Source organism: Alcanivorax sp., from assembly GCF_040119285.1.
In the GTDB taxonomy this organism is placed as follows: domain Bacteria; phylum Pseudomonadota; class Gammaproteobacteria; order Pseudomonadales; family Alcanivoracaceae; genus Alcanivorax.
Map to the genome: position 1 here is coordinate 181,958 of NZ_JBEDTY010000032.1, position 15,143 is coordinate 197,100.

Here is a 15,143-nt window from a genome sequence, read left to right on the forward strand (position 1 = left end):
GCCCTACAAGGATGACATTAATGACTCACCCCATTCCCGCTTCGATTTTTCGTGCTTACGATATTCGCGGTATTTATAACGAAACGCTCACGGATGCATGGGCTTATGAAATTGGTCGGGCGATTGGGTCCGAGGTGCAAGCTCAAGGACAGACGGCCATCGCTATAGGGCGAGACGGGCGCTTGTCTGGTCCCGCTTTGTTGCTGGCCTTGAGTGAGGGTGTTCAATCCACCGGGTGCGCAGTAGTGAATGTGGGGTTGGTACCGACGCCTGTGCTGTATTTTGCAACGCATCATATTGAGGGGCTCAATTCCGGTGTGATGCTGACCGGTAGCCATAACCCGGGCAATTACAATGGTTTCAAAATTGTGATTGACGGTGTGACACTCTCGGGTGAACGCATTCAGGCGTTGCATCGCAGAATTGTAGATCAGCGCTTTGCTGAAGGGCAGGGCGAGTATCGTGAGCAGGATGTGCTGGTGGATTATCAGGCTGCGTTTTTGAGTGCCCATAGCCTAGCGCGGCCTATGAAGGTGGTTGTCGATTGTGGCAATGGCATCACTGGTTTACAGGCACCGCAAGTGCTTGAGGCGTTAGGGTGTGAGGTTGTGCCGCTGTTCACCGACGTCGACGGCACCTTCCCGAATCATCACCCGGACCCGGGTGACCTCAACAATTTGCAGGATTTAATTGCTAGCGTAAAAGCAGAAAAGGCCGACCTTGGATTGGCTTTTGATGGTGACGGCGATCGGGTTGGGGTTGTTACACCTGCTGGAGAGGTGGTGTATCCGGATATTCTGCTAATGGCGCTGGCAGAGGATATGGTGAGTCGAAATCCAGGCGCGAAAGTTATTTTTGATGTGAAGTGCACAGGCTCCCTGTTCGACGTGATTAGGGACGCCGGGGGGGAGCCAGAAATGTGGCAAACCGGACACTCCTTGATCAAGGCCAGGATGAAGCAAACAGGGGCTTTGCTGGCGGGCGAGATGAGTGGGCATATCTTTTTTGCTGAAGATTGGTACGGCTTTGATGATGCCTTGGTGGCAGGAGCACGACTTCTTGGCATCGTGAGCCGTTTTGATGGCGATGCCGATGGGCTGTTTGCCCGTTATCCCACACTGTGTACTACACCTGAGATCAATATCGATGTGACAGATGACAATAAGTTCGCCATTGTGAAATACCTGCAAGAGCACGCCCCGTTTGGGGACGGTGAGCGGTGTGTAATTGACGGTATTCGTATGGATTATTCCGATGGTTGGGGCCTGTGTCGTGCATCGAATACCTCACCGAAGTTAGTGTTGCGTTTTGAGGCAGATAACGATGAAGCGCTAGGCCGAATTCGTGACTTGTTCGAGGTTAACGTAAGCAAAGCGATGGCCGTGGCAGGTTAATTCTACGATTGGCTTGACTGTTTAATATCACATGGTGGAGCTTACGAGATGGGCGGTGGCAGGTCAGGCGATAACCTTTGAACAGGATGATGAATCATGAGCAAAGTATTGGTCACCGGCGGTGCCGGTTATATCGGGTCTCACACGGTGTTGTTGTTACTTGAAGCAGGGCGCGAGGTTGTCGTGCTTGATAACCTGGCCAATAGCAGCGAGGAAAGCCTGCGCCGTGTTCAAAAGCTGACTGGGCGTGAGCTGACTTTCATTGAAGGCGACATTCGCGATGCGGATTGCCTGGACCGACTTTTCGCCGACCATGATATCGATTCCGTGATCCATTTTGCCGGCCTGAAGGCGGTGGGTGAATCGGTTGAGAAGCCGTTGCAGTACTACGATTGCAATGTGGTTGGCACGGTACGTTTGTTGGAAGCCATGGAACGGGCAGGGGTACGCACTCTGGTATTTAGCTCATCGGCAACGGTGTACGGTGACCCGGCCTCTGTGCCCATTAAGGAAGACTTTCCTCTCAGTGCGACCAATCCTTATGGCGCCAGCAAGTTGCACATTGAAGATATGCTCCGTGATCTCTACACCAGCGATAACCGGTGGCAGCTGGCCCTGTTGCGCTATTTCAACCCTGTCGGCGCTCATAAGAGCGGCCAGATCGGTGAAGATCCCTGTGGCATTCCTAATAATTTAATGCCCTATATTGCTCAGGTGGCGGTTGGAAAGCGTGAAAGGCTCGATATCTTTGGTGGGGATTATCCCACTCAGGACGGTACAGGCGTCCGAGATTACATCCATGTAATGGACCTTGCTGAAGGCCATTTGGCTGCACTGCGCGCGCTGGAGGACAAAAAAAGTATGATTACAGTAAACCTCGGCACCGGGCGTGGTTATAGCGTGTTGGAGATGGTTAATGCCTTTTCTGCGGCAACTGGCCGTGAGGTACCTTATCGTATTGTTGATCGTCGCCCGGGCGATGTGGCCAGTTGTTATTCTGATCCAGCTCATGCGGAGCGGGTGCTAGCCTGGAAGGCCACAAGAGGAATCGACGCGATGTGTGCGGACCATTGGCGCTGGCAAAAGCAAAATCCGGATGGTTATATTTCATAACGACTATTCTATTGATGGGTCCGGTTTAGTTTTGATGCAGATAATTCTGCTAGAGGTGTCGTTTAGCAATACCTGAGTGAGCATAACCCTCGGTAAAAAAGGGGGGGGTGCCAAGTCGAGTTCGGAGTTGCCGAAATGCAGGCCACAGTAAAGAAAATCATCAAAAAAGTTGTGGGGAAAAGAAGTGTGGCAGCCTTTCAGCGGGCCGTCGGTGCTTTTCGACAGATGTTTATGCGGCTTGCGCTGGCCAATACGGTTTTTCTAAAGATTTTTTTTATTTTTAGCAGTAGTTTTAATCGGGAAGCTGCATCGGTTATTGCTGGTCGGCTTGATCATGAGAAGAACAGGGAGGGGCAGTGGAGGGTTAATTACCACTTGAGGCGCTCTATTCATCGACTTGAGAAAGGCCTTTCCATGAGGCAGAGAAAGTCGGTTTTCGCAGAAGATATTATTACTGAGACTGTAGACTCATTTGTCTCTACGTTACGGAATGGGGAAGATTCAGATGAAATTACATGGGCTCATGATGTTCTGGAGGAGTATTTCTCAGTTTGTGATGGTACTAAAATTGTACGTTCGGCAAGAACCGCCTTCGAGGAGGCGTTGCGGGAGCTCCCTCTGAAGAGACGGGCGAAAGAAAAATTGATCCCCTTTATGAGAAAAAACTCGGTGCAGCAACCGGTTACGTATGAGGGAATGCTTGCTTTGTCGCAGCGACGGCGCTCGGTGAGATGGTACAGGCCGGAGCCTGTCCCTAGAGAGTTGATTGACCAAGCTGTAGAGATAGCAACACTGTCGCCCAGTGCCTGTAATCGGCAGCCATTCTATTTTCGTGTATTTGACGACCCAGAGCTGTTGAAGCAAACACGACATTTACCAATGGGTATCAAGGGCTTTGCGGAAAACATACCTGTGATGGTGGCGGTGGTCGGGCAACTGAGAGCTTACCCGGAGCCTCGGGATCGTCATGTAATATATGTCGATGTAGGGCTGGCAGCCATGTCCTTTATGTATGCGCTGGAAACTCTCGGGTTGGGTTCTTGCCCTATTAACTGGCCAGATATTGAGGAAAGGGAGCGCCAAGCAGAAGACATTCTGGGATTGAATAAGGATGAGAGAATCGTGATGTGGATTTCGCTCGGGCATCCTTGTGAGGAGGGGGCTATCCCGTGTTCAGATAAGCTTAGCATCAATACTATCCGGATCTATAATTGAGCGCTCGCACCATTTTGTCAAATAGTGGTTGGCTAATCGTCGGTAAGTTGCTTTCGATGATTGCTGGTTTTTTTGGTATTGCGTTGGTGGCAAGGGTTTATGGTCCTGAAAGCTTTGGTTTTCTGAGCTTGGCGCTATCCGTCGTTGCGCTTGCTTCCCCCTTGGTTCAGTTGGGGCTCAATTCTATTGTTACTCGAGATCTGATAAATGGCCGTGGCAGTAGGGATGTCATTATCTCCACGGTTCTGGTTATGCGGTTGATTTCATCTATCTTTTTTCTTTTATTGTGGCTGTGTGTTTCCGGTTATCTCAGCCTGAACCAAGGTCTTGAAGCTTACATATTAATATTGTTTGTGGCCGAAACTTTCAAGGGGGGCGTAGTATTTTCGTTCTGGTTGGAGTCGAGAAACCTAAATAAACTTGTGGCCTATGGGCAAATGTTGTCGTCGGTTTCTGTCTCAGCTCTAAGGATGTTTGCTGCTTTTCTGCATGTGGATTTCTACTGGATTGTTGCCAGTTACATACTGGAAGCTGCGATTATGACTTTTTGGTTATATTCGGTTTTCTCTAGAAGGACAGGAGGCATAAGGTTCAATTTTTCATGGTCACTCTGTTCGTCATATCTTAGAACCTGCCTCCCGCTGATTGCGTCCGGTGTTACGGCAATTGTCTACCAAAAGATAGACCAGTTGATGATAGGAAAGATGGTCGGAGTGGAGGCTGTGGGGGTCTATGCTGTAGCGAGCCGTATTTCTGAAATCTGGTATTTCATGCCAGTAATGATTGTAACTGCCTCTTTTCCGAGCTTGCTGAAAAAGAAAAATGAAGGTGAAGAGGTGTATGAGCGTTTTTTGGAAACTCTTTTGGCTCTTTTGGCTCTTTTGGGTTTTGCTGCAGCGCTATTTGTGATTTTGGTTGCTGGTTTGTTTGTTCCCGTGATGTTTGGTAACGATTACTTGGCTTCTGTACCGATACTAATCGTGCATATATGGGGGGGCGTTTTTATCTCCATGCGTGCCCTGGTTAGCAAATGGATTCTTGCTGAGGACCGGCTGAGCTACTCTCTCATCAGTCAGGGGGCAGGTGCGCTTTCCAATGTGGCCCTCAACTTAATTCTGATACCAGTTATGGGGCCGCTCGGAGCTGCCATTGCAACTCTAATATCGTATTCAATTGCGTCTTTCTGGATTTTTGGCGTGCTGCCTAGATCGAGAAAAATATTTTTCATGATGTTTCGCTCTCTGCTGCTGTACAGGGTGGTGGGTCTGTCTCTAAGTCTATTGGCAAAAGCGCGCGATGCTAGAAACCGGTAAAACTATGATTATTGAAATTAAAGGTATTGGTATTCCCAATAAAGGTGCCGAGCTTATGCTTGTGGCGATAATGCAGGCTTTCGAATCGGCTGGATTAAAGGCTTCATTTGTTAGTGATGTTTATACTCCCTATGAAGCAAGGGCGCGTTATGGTCTTTATCAGAAAGGGGTGTTGAAATTCAGGGGGGTTGATTTTTCGTTCCTTTTTCGCATGATTCCAGCAGTTTTAAGGCGTAGATACGGTGTTGTCATCAATAATGAAATTGATGTTGTGCTCGATGCTTCAGGCTTTGCTTACGGTGAGCAGTGGGGCGTTGATAAGCTAATGGAAAGGCTGTCTAGAGAAATTGTCAAGCTGAAGCAACAAGGTAAGAAAATTATCCTTCTGCCTCAAGCATTCGGCCCATTTCCTAGTAGAAAGTTCAAAAAGGAAATGGCAGTCGTTCTTGATAATGCAGATGCAATCTATGCAAGAGATCGCGTTTCTAAGTCTTGCCTGGACGGAATTAAAGCAGGTAAGGCAAGGCTGTTTCCTGATTTTACTAACCTTGTAAAGGTTGGGGAGACAGGTGTTACCAGAGATGTCTGTGTTATTCCTAATCATAAAATGATTAGTATGGGGGCAGAAAAAAATTATCAGGAAATGCTGGTTAGGCTAGTTGGAGACCTTTTAAAATCCGGCAGGACTGTTTCAGTGTTGCTACATGAGGGAAAGAAAGATAAAGATATTGCGGATTTCATCGTAGACACTTACAAAGGCCAGGTTGAGTTGCTGCAGAGTGATGACCCTCTTGAAATTAAGGCTCTAATTGGTTCCTTTTCTATTGTTGTCAGTTCACGTTTTCATGGTTTAGTTAGTGCCTTATCCCAGAATATACCGGCGGTGGCAACAGGTTGGTCGCACAAGTACAGGGAGCTAATGCTGGATTATGGTGTAGAGAGCCTGATGGTTTCTGACGGAGGTGGTTATGATGCGCTGTGGTCCCGTGTCGAGCTTCTGTTGGGCGCGAGTGAGCTCGAGGCTCACAGGAGGAAGATTGCGAATAGCTCCGAAGAGTTAAAGTCTCAGTCAATGGCTATGTGGAAGGATGTGTTTTCGTTCCTCGAAAAAGGCTAGAGGTTCGGGCTGCTTCACATCAACACATGTTTCAGCTTGAATGAGGATAGTGGACGCCGAGTGCTGCTGCCAGTTTGGGGAATTTATTCCTCAAAATTCCTCTGATGACGTAGTGTGAAAAGTAATATATGGATTTGAGTAGTGATAGGTTTTCCTGGTTTCGGTATAGCTGCCAATTGTAAGCTGCAGCTTTACGTTTTTGGGATGAGAGCGAGTCTTCTTGGACAAGATAGTGTGTCAAAGACTCGTTGATCCCATAAGCGAACGAGGTTGATCTGAGGATTTTTAGCCAGAGTCCATAGTCCTGCCTTTTGCGAAGTTCGGGCATATAAACTTTACCGAGCTGCTGCGCATCATAAATGGCTGTTGAGCAGCCAATATAATTGGTCTTGAGTAACTGCCGGTAGCTCAGTTTTTCAGGTACGCCTACTGTATTCATCGTCTCGCCTTGGTTGTTGAGCCGAGTGTAAGCGGTGTAGCTAAGTGGCCACCCCTTTTCCTTCATTGCCCCAAGCTGGCGCATGAGCTTTTGCGGTAGCCAGCAATCGTCTGCATCTATGAAAGCGATAAACGTTCCCCGGGCGTGCTCAATGGCATAGTTTCTTGCTTTTGCGGCGCCTCCATTTTCGCTTAGCTGAATTACCTTGATGCGATCATCTTCTCTACTTAATTGCAGGGCTGTCTGGTAGGTTCGATCACTGGATTGGTCATCAACCAGAATTAGTTCCCAGTCAACAAAGGTTTGTTTCTGCACTGAGGCTACTGTCTTGGGTAATGATTTTTCTGCATTGAAGCAGGGAGTAATGATGGATACTTGTGGGCAGGCCATCTAGCGTCGCTCCATTTTTCCATTGGCCAGCAGCTTTAGTGTGATACCCATTTCAGTGATCCAGAGCCGGGTTTGAATGAAAATGACAGCCGGCTTTTGCAGACGGCTTATTCTTTTGTTTCTGACGGCGAACCAGTATGCCCAAACGGGGGGTATGAAGGTTTTGATGATAAATTTCAGCCTGCGCTTTAAAGGCCCGGAGCGTACCTGGCCACCTTTTACGCGCTTCAGCTTGACGGTCAGTTCTTCCCAGTCGGCTCTGGCAGGGTGATCTACATTGGCTTGTGGTACATACACCAGTGGTACGCCAGATTGACCAGCGCGCTGGCAAAACTCTGCATCTCCGCCGGAGAATCTCTTGTGGTCGAATTCGCCCACTGCGGTAAAGACGCTGCGCGGAATTGATAAATTGGCTGTCACCGCGTAGCCGTGTCGTGTGTAACGTTCCTGAGGCAATCCCATTGCCATGTCGTACACTTCTATCCAGTTAGGTTTCAGATTGTCAAAGCGCAGAACAGTGACTCCACCAGCAATCAGAGTGGGTTTTTTGCAGCCCAGGTGCTGGCGCCAGATGATTTCTAGCCAGTCGGGATTCGGTCGGCAATCGGCGTCAGTGAAGACCAGTAGTTCCCCTTGGGCTTGCTGAAGTGCCAGGTTGCGCGCTGCATAGGAGCCGGGCTGGTGGCACTCAAGCAGGTTTACGAAATCCGGTAGAGTGTCTGCTGCTGGCACAACATCCGAGCCGTTATCAACGATGAAGCATTCCCAGAGACTTTTCGGCAGTGTTTGTCTGGCCAAGGCAGAAAACAGAACCTTAGTGAGTTCCCAGTGCTGGTAGATGGGGATAATGACGGAAATTTTGGGGTTGCTATCGTGCATTATAGTGCCCCAAACCCTGTGGCCATGGTTTTTAGTGTTCGCATAACAATCAGAAAATCCAGCAAGGGGGAGAGGTTTTTGATGTAGTAGAAGTCGTGTTCTACCTTCTCTCGTGTGCTTTCTGTATCAGTGGTGTAGCCGTGATTCACTTGGGCCCAGCCAGTGATACCTGGACGAATAATGTGTCGGTAGCTGTAGTAAGGAAGTTTTTCCTCAAAGTGCTCCACAAACTCAGGCTGTTCGGGGCGGGGGCCGATCAGGCTCATGTCACCCTTCAGAATGTTCAGGAACTGGGGCAGTTCATCGATTCGCACTTTGCGAATAAACGCCCCCAAGCGGGTAATGCGATGTGCATCTTGGTCGGCAAATTGCGCAGTAGCTTCGCCTGCCTCTCTGGGCAGCATGGAGCGAAACTTATACATTCTAAAAACGCGGTTCCCTTTACCGATTCTTTCCTGAACAAATATAGCCGGGCCGGGTGAGTCGAACCTGATTAAGAGTGCGACGACTAGGCAAAAAGGAATCAACAAGGGTGCGACAAGCAGGGTAAGCATAATGTCCAGTGCACGCTTGGCAGCCAGGTAGACCGGTTGAGGCTGCAGGTTTGCCAGATCCATGCTTTGCAGTGCGGCGAGATTGACTTTGCCATTCAGGCTTTCAGTGACTTTTCGGGCGTTAAAAACAGGGAAGCCAGCGATGTTGCAGTGGCTGATAAAGCGTATCCATTCATCTGCAAGTTCGGCTTCCATGTCTACAACCAGGCCGTCATAGCGGGTTTGACCCAGATCTGGTTCCGCAAGCACGCGGTAGTCAAAGCTCCCGGAAAGCGTGGGAAGGATAGACTCAATGGTGAGAGGGGATGCAGGCGAGTTTCAAGTAACGGAAGCGTTGATTAATCGGAACAGAGAGCGCGCGAAGGCTTATCAATAACGCAATGCCAATGACCAGTGAGCTCCGGGAGTAGCCAATTCGTATAAGCAATACACCTGCCAAGACCACAGCGATAGCGATGAGCGTGGTTCCAAGATGGTAACGCACCGCGCGACCACCGGCGTATTTGGCAATATTGCTGCTGAGGTAAATAGTGAGCAAATAACACCCCGCCAATAATCCCAGGGTGATGCCTTGATTGGTATTTTGTATCCACGCTTGGTAGGCCAGAAACTGGGAACCAAGAAGGATGATCCCCAGTGACAGCAGGTGTCCAAGGGTGGGGTTTAATAGAATACGCTCATACCAACGGTTATGCCGTGAGGGGCTGAGAGTGACGGGATCCTGCTGCATCTTTAGCTGATTCCTGATATGGCCAGACAGTGTGCCTGCTGCATCCATCTAGGGCGTAATGTCAGGCGAGGATGCGATTCTATCATGCCTTGTGCTATTCACAATTCGTAGGGTTGGCCCCTGTGCCACTGATTCTGGCTTTGTAGTGGAGGGCCGGGCTGCAAAGCGGTTGCTCAATGGAAGCGCAGTTCCGGTGGTGCATTAATGACAATAACGGTGTTCTGTTTACCACTGAGGGTCGGAATGTCTTGGGTGGGTCGGCTTGAAGGGGGCGCAGCGAACGCAATTGGATTCACCAATGATTAACTGTCGACCGCAGGGCGACCCATCTTTGTGGCAAAGAAAAAGGGCTTACCCCATGGATAAGCCCTTTCCTTGTTTGGCTCCGCCTGCTGGGCTCGAACTAGGTGAATTCACTGGATTCACCAATGATTAACTCAGCGCCCGCAGGGGGCTCAATCATTGGGCAAAGAAAAAGGGCTTACCCGATGGATAAGCCCTTTCCTTGTTTGGCTTCGCCTGCTGGGCTCGAACTAGGTGAATTCACTGGATTCACCAATGATTAACTCAGCGCCCGCAGGGGGCTCAATCATTGGGCAAAGAAAAAGGGCTTACCCGATGGATAAGCCCTTTTCTTGTTTGGCTCCGCCTGCTGGGCTCGAACCAGCGACCCAATGATTAACAGTCATTTGCTCTACCAACTGAGCTAAGGCGGAATGTCTTGAGGCGCGTATATTAGTGACGCCTCTCGAGGTCGTCAACACCCCGGAGGCGCGTTTGTTGCTTATTTAGCCAATGCTTGCTCAATCCGGCGGATAGCCTCCTTTAACGTGTCCATGCCGACAGCAAAAGACAGGCGCATGCAGCCTGGTGCGCCGAAGGCGGAACCAGGTACCAGAGCCACTTCGGCGGTTTCCAGTAGCAGGGTGGCCAGATCGGTGTCGGACTCCACACCCTCCATGTTGGCAATGGCGTCGGAGAAGTCCGGGAAGGCGTAGAAGGTGCCATCGCCTTTAGCGCATTTCACGCCGGGCAGGGCATCCAGGGCGTCGGTGAGATAGTCGTGACGCTCTTTGAACGCTTTAACCATCTCGTCCACGCAGCCTTGATCGCCGGCCAGCGCCGCTTCCGCTGCGGCCTGGCTAATGGAGGCCGGGTTGGAGGTGGACTGGGATTGCACCTTCTTCATGGCGGCAATCAGTTTCTGCGGGCCTGCTGCGTAACCGATGCGCCAGCCTGTCATGGAGTAGGCTTTGGAAACACCGTTCATGACTACGGTGCGGTCATACAGCTCTGGGGTAGCGTTGACGATGTTGATGAACGGTTTGCCAGTCCACAGGATGTGCTCGTACATATCGTCGGTGGCGACGATGATGTTCGGGTGTTTCTTGAGCACTTCACCCAATGCGGCGAGCTCTTCCAGGGAATAAGCCATGCCGGACGGGTTGGACGGGCTGTTGATCACGAACAGGCGGGTTTTCGGCGTGATCGCCGCTTCCAGCTGTTCAGGGGTGATCTTGAAGCGGCTGTTCACGTCCGTTTCGAGGACTTTTGGCACACCACCTGCAACCAGCACCATGTCCGGGTAGCTCACCCAGTAGGGCGCTGGGATGATGGCTTCGTCGCCGTCGTTCAACAGAGCCAATGCCATGTTGAAGAAGCTCTGCTTGCCGCCACTGGACACCAACACCTGGGCGGGCTCGTAGGCCAAGCCGTTATCGCGCTGGAACTTGTCGATAATGGCTTTTTTGAGGCCGGGAGTGCCGTCCACCGGGGTGTACTTGGTTTTGCCGGCGTTGATCGCTTCAATGGCGCCCTGTTTGATATGTTCCGGGGTATCGAAATCCGGCTCACCGGCACCCAGCCCAATAATGTCTTTACCCTGTGCCCGCAATTCACCGGCTTTGGCGGTAATGGCAAGGGTGGGAGACGGCTTGATGCGTTGTACGCGGTCGGAAAGGCTGATATCGGACATGCACTCCTCGTTCATCTAGAGCGTCGGATCGGCTGTGCTTTTATGCGCCGAGCGACACAGAAAGGGGCAGGCATTTTACCGGATATGGCCGTGGATGTCCCGTATTTCATCTGGATGGCGGCGCCTGGTGGCTTTTGTAGGAGTAGTGGTTCCACCACGAAGTGTTTGGTCCGGGGCAGGGGTGGGCCTGGGATCGCGGTGGAACCACCCCTACACAAAGGCAGGGTGCCTTATAGCCAGGCGGCATACCTGAAGGGGTAGTCTCCAATTTGGTGGGCCAGGCCTGCTCTGAGTGGGTTGGCGACGATATAGCGTGCCGCGGGCAAGATATCCTGCTCGCGTCGGATAGCTCGGGCGTGGAAGCCCGGTTGCCAGATCGAACCGCCCAGCGCTCTGCCGCTATTGCTTTTTGCCAAGCGGACGACTTCTGAAAGCGTTCGCTTTTCGCCAAGTATAACTAGCCAGTGCAGGTGATCGGTAGGACAACAAAACAAAGATTGTTGACTGGCTCGAGCGACTCCAGCCGATGTAACGTTCGACAGAGTGAGCACGCAGCACCAAAGTCAGTAAAAACTCGGATTCGGCTACGGGTGGTTGTGGTAAGCAGATAGGTTCCACCACGTAAAGGGGTGGGCTGTGTTGCTGGTTTGGATCACGGTGTCACAGGGGTTTTGTGGGAGACACAGGGTGCCGCTTGGCGTTGGAGGAGGTACACTACCCGGCGATTCTGCACGCATGACTTTTGCTGTTTTCCCGTCGTCGGGAGGGCGGCAGCCATCAGGAAGCCCAAATGTCTGAAAGCCTCTTCAAGCTCCATTCCGACTACCAGCCCGCTGGTGATCAGCCCACCGCCATTGCGCAGCTGATTGAGGGTATTGATGATGGCCTGGGCCACCAGACGCTGCTGGGGGTGACCGGTTCGGGTAAGACGTTCACCATGGCTAATGTGATTGCGCAAACAGGCCGGCCCACCATCATTATGGCGCCGAACAAGACGCTGGCTGCTCAGTTGTACGGGGAGTTCCGAGAGTTTTTCCCCGAAAACGCGGTGGAGTATTTCGTTTCTTACTACGATTACTACCAGCCGGAAGCTTATGTGCCCAGCTCCGATACGTTTATCGAGAAAGATGCCTCGGTGAATGAGCAGATCGAGCAAATGCGACTGTCTGCCACCAAGGCGATACTGGAGCGACCGGACACCATTATCGTAGCCACCGTGTCGGCCATTTACGGCCTGGGTGATCCCGCCAGTTACCACGCCATGGTGCTGCATTTGGTGCGCGGCGATCATATTGATCAGCGTGAGCTGTTGCGGCGGTTGGCGGAGCTGCAGTACACCCGTAACGAGATGGATTTCCGCCGTGCCACTTACCGAGTGCGCGGGGATGTGATTGATATCTTCCCGGCGGAAGAGGAAAAGGAAGCGGTTCGTATTGAGCTGTTTGATGATGAGGTGGAATCCATCAGTATCTTTGATCCACTTACCGGTGAGGTGATTCGTCGTATTAGCCGCACCACCATCTACCCCAAGAGCCATTACGTGACGCCAAGGGAAACCGTGCTCAAGGCGGTGGAGATGATTAAGGAAGAGTTGGCCGAGCGGTTGGCCGAACTTAAGGAGCAGAACAAGCTGGTGGAAGCCCAGCGTTTGGAGCAGCGCACCCGCTTCGACATCGAAATGCTGCAGGAGCTGGGTTATTGCAATGGAGTAGAAAACTACTCCCGTTTGTTTTCTGGCCGTGCCCCCGGCGATGCTCCGCCCACCTTGTATGATTACCTGCCGGACAATGCGCTGCTGATTGCCGATGAGTCCCACGTCACCATTCCCCAGCTGGGCGCCATGTACAAGGGTGACCGCTCGCGTAAAGAAACCCTGGTAAGTTTCGGGTTCCGGTTGCCCTCTGCCATGGATAACCGGCCACTGAAGTTCGAGGAATGGGAGCTGCTGGCGCCACAAATGGTCTTTGTGTCTGCTACCCCAGGGCCCTATGAGAAGAAATACGCTGGGCAGGTGGTGGAGCAGGTGGTGCGGCCCACCGGCCTGGTGGACCCGAAAATCGAGATCCGTCCGGCGACCACTCAGGTGGATGATCTGCTGGGCGAAGCCAAGGAATGCATTGCCAAAGAGCAGCGGGTGTTGGTGACCACGCTGACCAAGCGCATGGCAGAGGACCTCACTGAATACCTGAATGAGCATGGTATTCGGGTGCGTTATCTGCATTCCGATATTGACACGGTGGAGCGGGTGGAAATTATTCGCGATCTGCGCTTGGGCAAGTTCGATGTGCTGGTGGGGATTAACTTGCTGCGTGAAGGGCTGGATATGCCGGAAGTGGCGCTGGTGGCAATTCTGGATGCGGACAAGGAGGGCTTTCTGCGCTCCGACCGGTCACTGATCCAGACCATCGGCCGGGCTGCCCGGAATGTGGATGGCCGTGCGATTCTCTACGCGGACAAGATGACCGGCTCCATGGAGCGGGCTATCGACGAGACGGATCGTCGTCGCGAGAAGCAGGAAGCCTTCAACAAGGCCAACGGCATCACCCCGAAAGGGCTGAACAAGAAGATTCGTGACATCATGGATGACAGCGGTGGCAGCCGTTTTGATCGCAAGTACAAGGGCGAAAAGAAAGTGGCCGAGTCTCCGGCGGATTATCTGGATGCCCGCTCACCGGCGCAAGTGGCCAAGGAAATCAAAGCGCTGGAAGCGAAGATGATGGAACATGCCAAGAACCTGGAGTTCGAGGACGCCGCCGCCACCCGCGACAGGATTCACCAGCTCAGAGAGCTGGGTTTTATGCGCTAGAGATACCCGTTATCGGTAGCCGCCAACCCTTTGTGTATTGGCACCTTCACTGTTACACAATCGCCGATCTTCCCACGGTGCGAACCCGAGCCTTGGTCAGCAAAGTCCGCTTATTAAAAGCGGACCCACAGTTTAGGGCTCTACCCGATTGCCCTGCGGGCGATTCTCTTGCTGCGCAAGTTGCGTGCTTTGCAAGGGAGCGCCTACGGCGTTAGTAGTCTGCTGTGAGCGGGGCGATGGGGTGCTGGGCGCCAGTTGTTCTACCCAGATCAGGGTCCCCGCGATTACGGCCACAGGCATGATGAACAGGTTCACCAGCGGGATCATGGTTAGGGCCATGACGATGGCCCCGAAGGTGAGCACCAGCCAGCGCTTCTCTTTTAGCCGTTCTAGCATCACCTCAAAGGGCACCTGGCGATTGTCGGCGCCGAAATCGATGTACTGCATGCCCAGTAACCAGCCAGACCACAAAAACCAGATGGCTGACGCCAGCACGTTGACCACCGGGATAAAGTAAATCACCAAGACTACAAACAAAATCAGCACGGCGCGCCATAGCCAGTACCAGGTTTTACGCAGTTCCCGTTTGAAGGTACGCAGGATCATGGCGGGGATAGATTCGTCGTTCATGGGGTAGCCGGTAATTTGGATATCCACTTTTTCTGCCAGAAAGCCCATGAAGGGCGCGGCAATCAGCTGCACACCGATGGAAAACACGCTGGCGAACAAGCCAAGCAATAAAATCCACACCAGCACCACTGCGGCATCGACCAGGAAGTGTAGGGCGCCATTGAGGAAACTCCAGAAGCCGGTTAGCACCCAGTCTGCTGTGGCAGCGGTGATCCAGCCACCAATCCAGCTACCGCTGAGCCAGTACAGGCCTCCGAAAACTAAAATGTTGAAGATTAGCGGAATAATCACATAGCGCCGCAGTTCTGGGCTGCGGGCCAGTTTCAGGCTGCGGGTCAGGTAGGCAATGGCATCGGTGATCTGGGACACGGCTAATCCTTGGCGGTTAAAAGCAGCTACACGCTACAAGCCCCGCGCTGCAAGGTAAAGACGCGGCGTGGCGGATGGCGGTGCTGCCACCGTAATAGGTAAAGGGTGGAGGGGCTGTATGGAGGGGCATGCTTGCACGCCGAATACAACAGTAGATGGACCAAGCCCTCTTCGTTTGCCTGGTTGGGCCTATGGTTCGGTGAGTAACGAGTGTTGTTT

At 52.0% G+C, this 15,143-nt stretch carries 12 protein-coding genes and 1 tRNA gene; 6 read left to right on the forward strand and 7 right to left on the reverse strand.

Going from position 1 to position 15,143, the window contains the following annotated elements; translation table 11 throughout:
- The first annotated feature begins 11 nt into the window (after positions 1–11).
- From ABNH10_RS10295 to ABNH10_RS10315, 5 genes are all read left to right on the forward strand, one after another.
- Positions 12–1,394 (forward strand): phosphomannomutase/phosphoglucomutase, encoded by a 1,383-nt coding sequence (locus ABNH10_RS10295; protein WP_349385846.1) that lies wholly within the window; start codon positions 12–14, stop codon positions 1,392–1,394.
- Positions 1,395–1,490: 96 nt separating this feature from the next.
- Complete coding sequence (gene galE, locus ABNH10_RS10300; RefSeq protein WP_349385847.1) at positions 1,491–2,507, forward strand: UDP-glucose 4-epimerase GalE; 1,017 nt, start codon at positions 1,491–1,493, stop codon at positions 2,505–2,507.
- 135 nt (positions 2,508–2,642) lie between these two features.
- Positions 2,643–3,722: a nitroreductase family protein gene (locus ABNH10_RS10305; RefSeq protein ID WP_287963591.1), complete on the forward strand. Its 1,080-nt coding sequence runs from the start codon at positions 2,643–2,645 to the stop codon at positions 3,720–3,722.
- On the forward strand, positions 3,719–5,035 hold the full coding sequence (locus ABNH10_RS10310; RefSeq protein ID WP_287963590.1) for a flippase: 1,317 nt from the start codon (positions 3,719–3,721) through the stop codon (positions 5,033–5,035). Before ABNH10_RS10305 ends, ABNH10_RS10310 begins: the two co-directional genes overlap by 4 nt.
- A 4-nt stretch (positions 5,036–5,039) precedes the next feature.
- Entirely contained in the window at positions 5,040–6,152 is a 1,113-nt protein-coding gene (locus ABNH10_RS10315) for a polysaccharide pyruvyl transferase family protein (RefSeq protein WP_349385848.1), read from the forward strand.
- 31 nt (positions 6,153–6,183) lie between these two features.
- Here ABNH10_RS10315 and ABNH10_RS10320 read toward each other — a convergent pair whose 3' ends face one another.
- From ABNH10_RS10320 to ABNH10_RS10345, 6 genes are all read right to left on the reverse strand, one after another.
- A complete protein-coding gene (locus ABNH10_RS10320; protein ID WP_349385849.1) occupies positions 6,184–6,981 on the reverse strand; it encodes a glycosyltransferase family 2 protein in 798 nt (265 codons plus the stop codon).
- Positions 6,982–7,860 (reverse strand): glycosyltransferase family 2 protein, encoded by an 879-nt coding sequence (locus ABNH10_RS10325; protein ID WP_349385850.1) that lies wholly within the window; start codon positions 7,858–7,860, stop codon positions 6,982–6,984. It abuts the gene before it with no gap.
- A complete protein-coding gene (locus ABNH10_RS10330; protein ID WP_349385851.1) occupies positions 7,860–8,663 on the reverse strand; it encodes an exopolysaccharide biosynthesis polyprenyl glycosylphosphotransferase in 804 nt (267 codons plus the stop codon). The genes ABNH10_RS10325 and ABNH10_RS10330 overlap by 1 nt, the downstream gene beginning before the upstream one ends.
- A 40-nt stretch (positions 8,664–8,703) precedes the next feature.
- Positions 8,704–9,144, reverse strand: a complete 441-nt coding sequence (locus tag ABNH10_RS10335; RefSeq protein ID WP_349385852.1) for a hypothetical protein — start codon at positions 9,142–9,144, stop codon at positions 8,704–8,706.
- A 640-nt stretch (positions 9,145–9,784) separates the two neighbouring features.
- Positions 9,785–9,860, reverse strand: a tRNA-Asn gene (locus ABNH10_RS10340).
- Between the two features lie 68 nt (positions 9,861–9,928).
- Entirely contained in the window at positions 9,929–11,119 is a 1,191-nt protein-coding gene (locus ABNH10_RS10345) for a pyridoxal phosphate-dependent aminotransferase (RefSeq protein ID WP_349385853.1), read from the reverse strand.
- 790 nt (positions 11,120–11,909) lie between these two features.
- Between ABNH10_RS10345 and uvrB the strand changes: the two genes are divergently transcribed.
- The gene (gene uvrB, locus ABNH10_RS10350; RefSeq protein ID WP_349385854.1) at positions 11,910–13,925 is read left to right on the forward strand and encodes an excinuclease ABC subunit UvrB; all 2,016 of its coding nucleotides are present in this window, start codon (positions 11,910–11,912) and stop codon (positions 13,923–13,925) included.
- Between the two features lie 132 nt (positions 13,926–14,057).
- Here uvrB and cysZ read toward each other — a convergent pair whose 3' ends face one another.
- On the reverse strand, positions 14,058–14,924 hold the full coding sequence (gene cysZ, locus ABNH10_RS10355) for a sulfate transporter CysZ (RefSeq protein ID WP_349385855.1): 867 nt from the start codon (positions 14,922–14,924) through the stop codon (positions 14,058–14,060).
- Between the last annotated feature and the right edge of the window lie 219 nt (positions 14,925–15,143).

Excerpts from the sequence above, each read along its gene's own strand:
- ABNH10_RS10325 (WP_349385850.1), bottom strand. The coding sequence starts at position 7,860 with ATGCACGATAGCAACCCCAAAATTTCCGTCATTATCCCCATCTACCAG.
- ABNH10_RS10335 (WP_349385852.1), bottom strand. The coding sequence starts at position 9,144 with ATGCAGCAGGATCCCGTCACTCTCAGCCCCTCACGGCATAACCGTTGG.
- ABNH10_RS10315 (WP_349385848.1), top strand. The coding sequence starts at position 5,040 with ATGATTATTGAAATTAAAGGTATTGGTATTCCCAATAAAGGTGCCGAG.
- ABNH10_RS10305 (WP_287963591.1), top strand. The coding sequence starts at position 2,643 with ATGCAGGCCACAGTAAAGAAAATCATCAAAAAAGTTGTGGGGAAAAGA.
- uvrB (WP_349385854.1), top strand. The coding sequence starts at position 11,910 with ATGTCTGAAAGCCTCTTCAAGCTCCATTCCGACTACCAGCCCGCTGGT.
- galE (WP_349385847.1), top strand. The coding sequence starts at position 1,491 with ATGAGCAAAGTATTGGTCACCGGCGGTGCCGGTTATATCGGGTCTCAC.
- ABNH10_RS10320 (WP_349385849.1), bottom strand. The coding sequence starts at position 6,981 with ATGGCCTGCCCACAAGTATCCATCATTACTCCCTGCTTCAATGCAGAA.
- ABNH10_RS10345 (WP_349385853.1), bottom strand. The coding sequence starts at position 11,119 with ATGTCCGATATCAGCCTTTCCGACCGCGTACAACGCATCAAGCCGTCT.
- ABNH10_RS10295 (WP_349385846.1), top strand. The coding sequence starts at position 12 with ATGACATTAATGACTCACCCCATTCCCGCTTCGATTTTTCGTGCTTAC.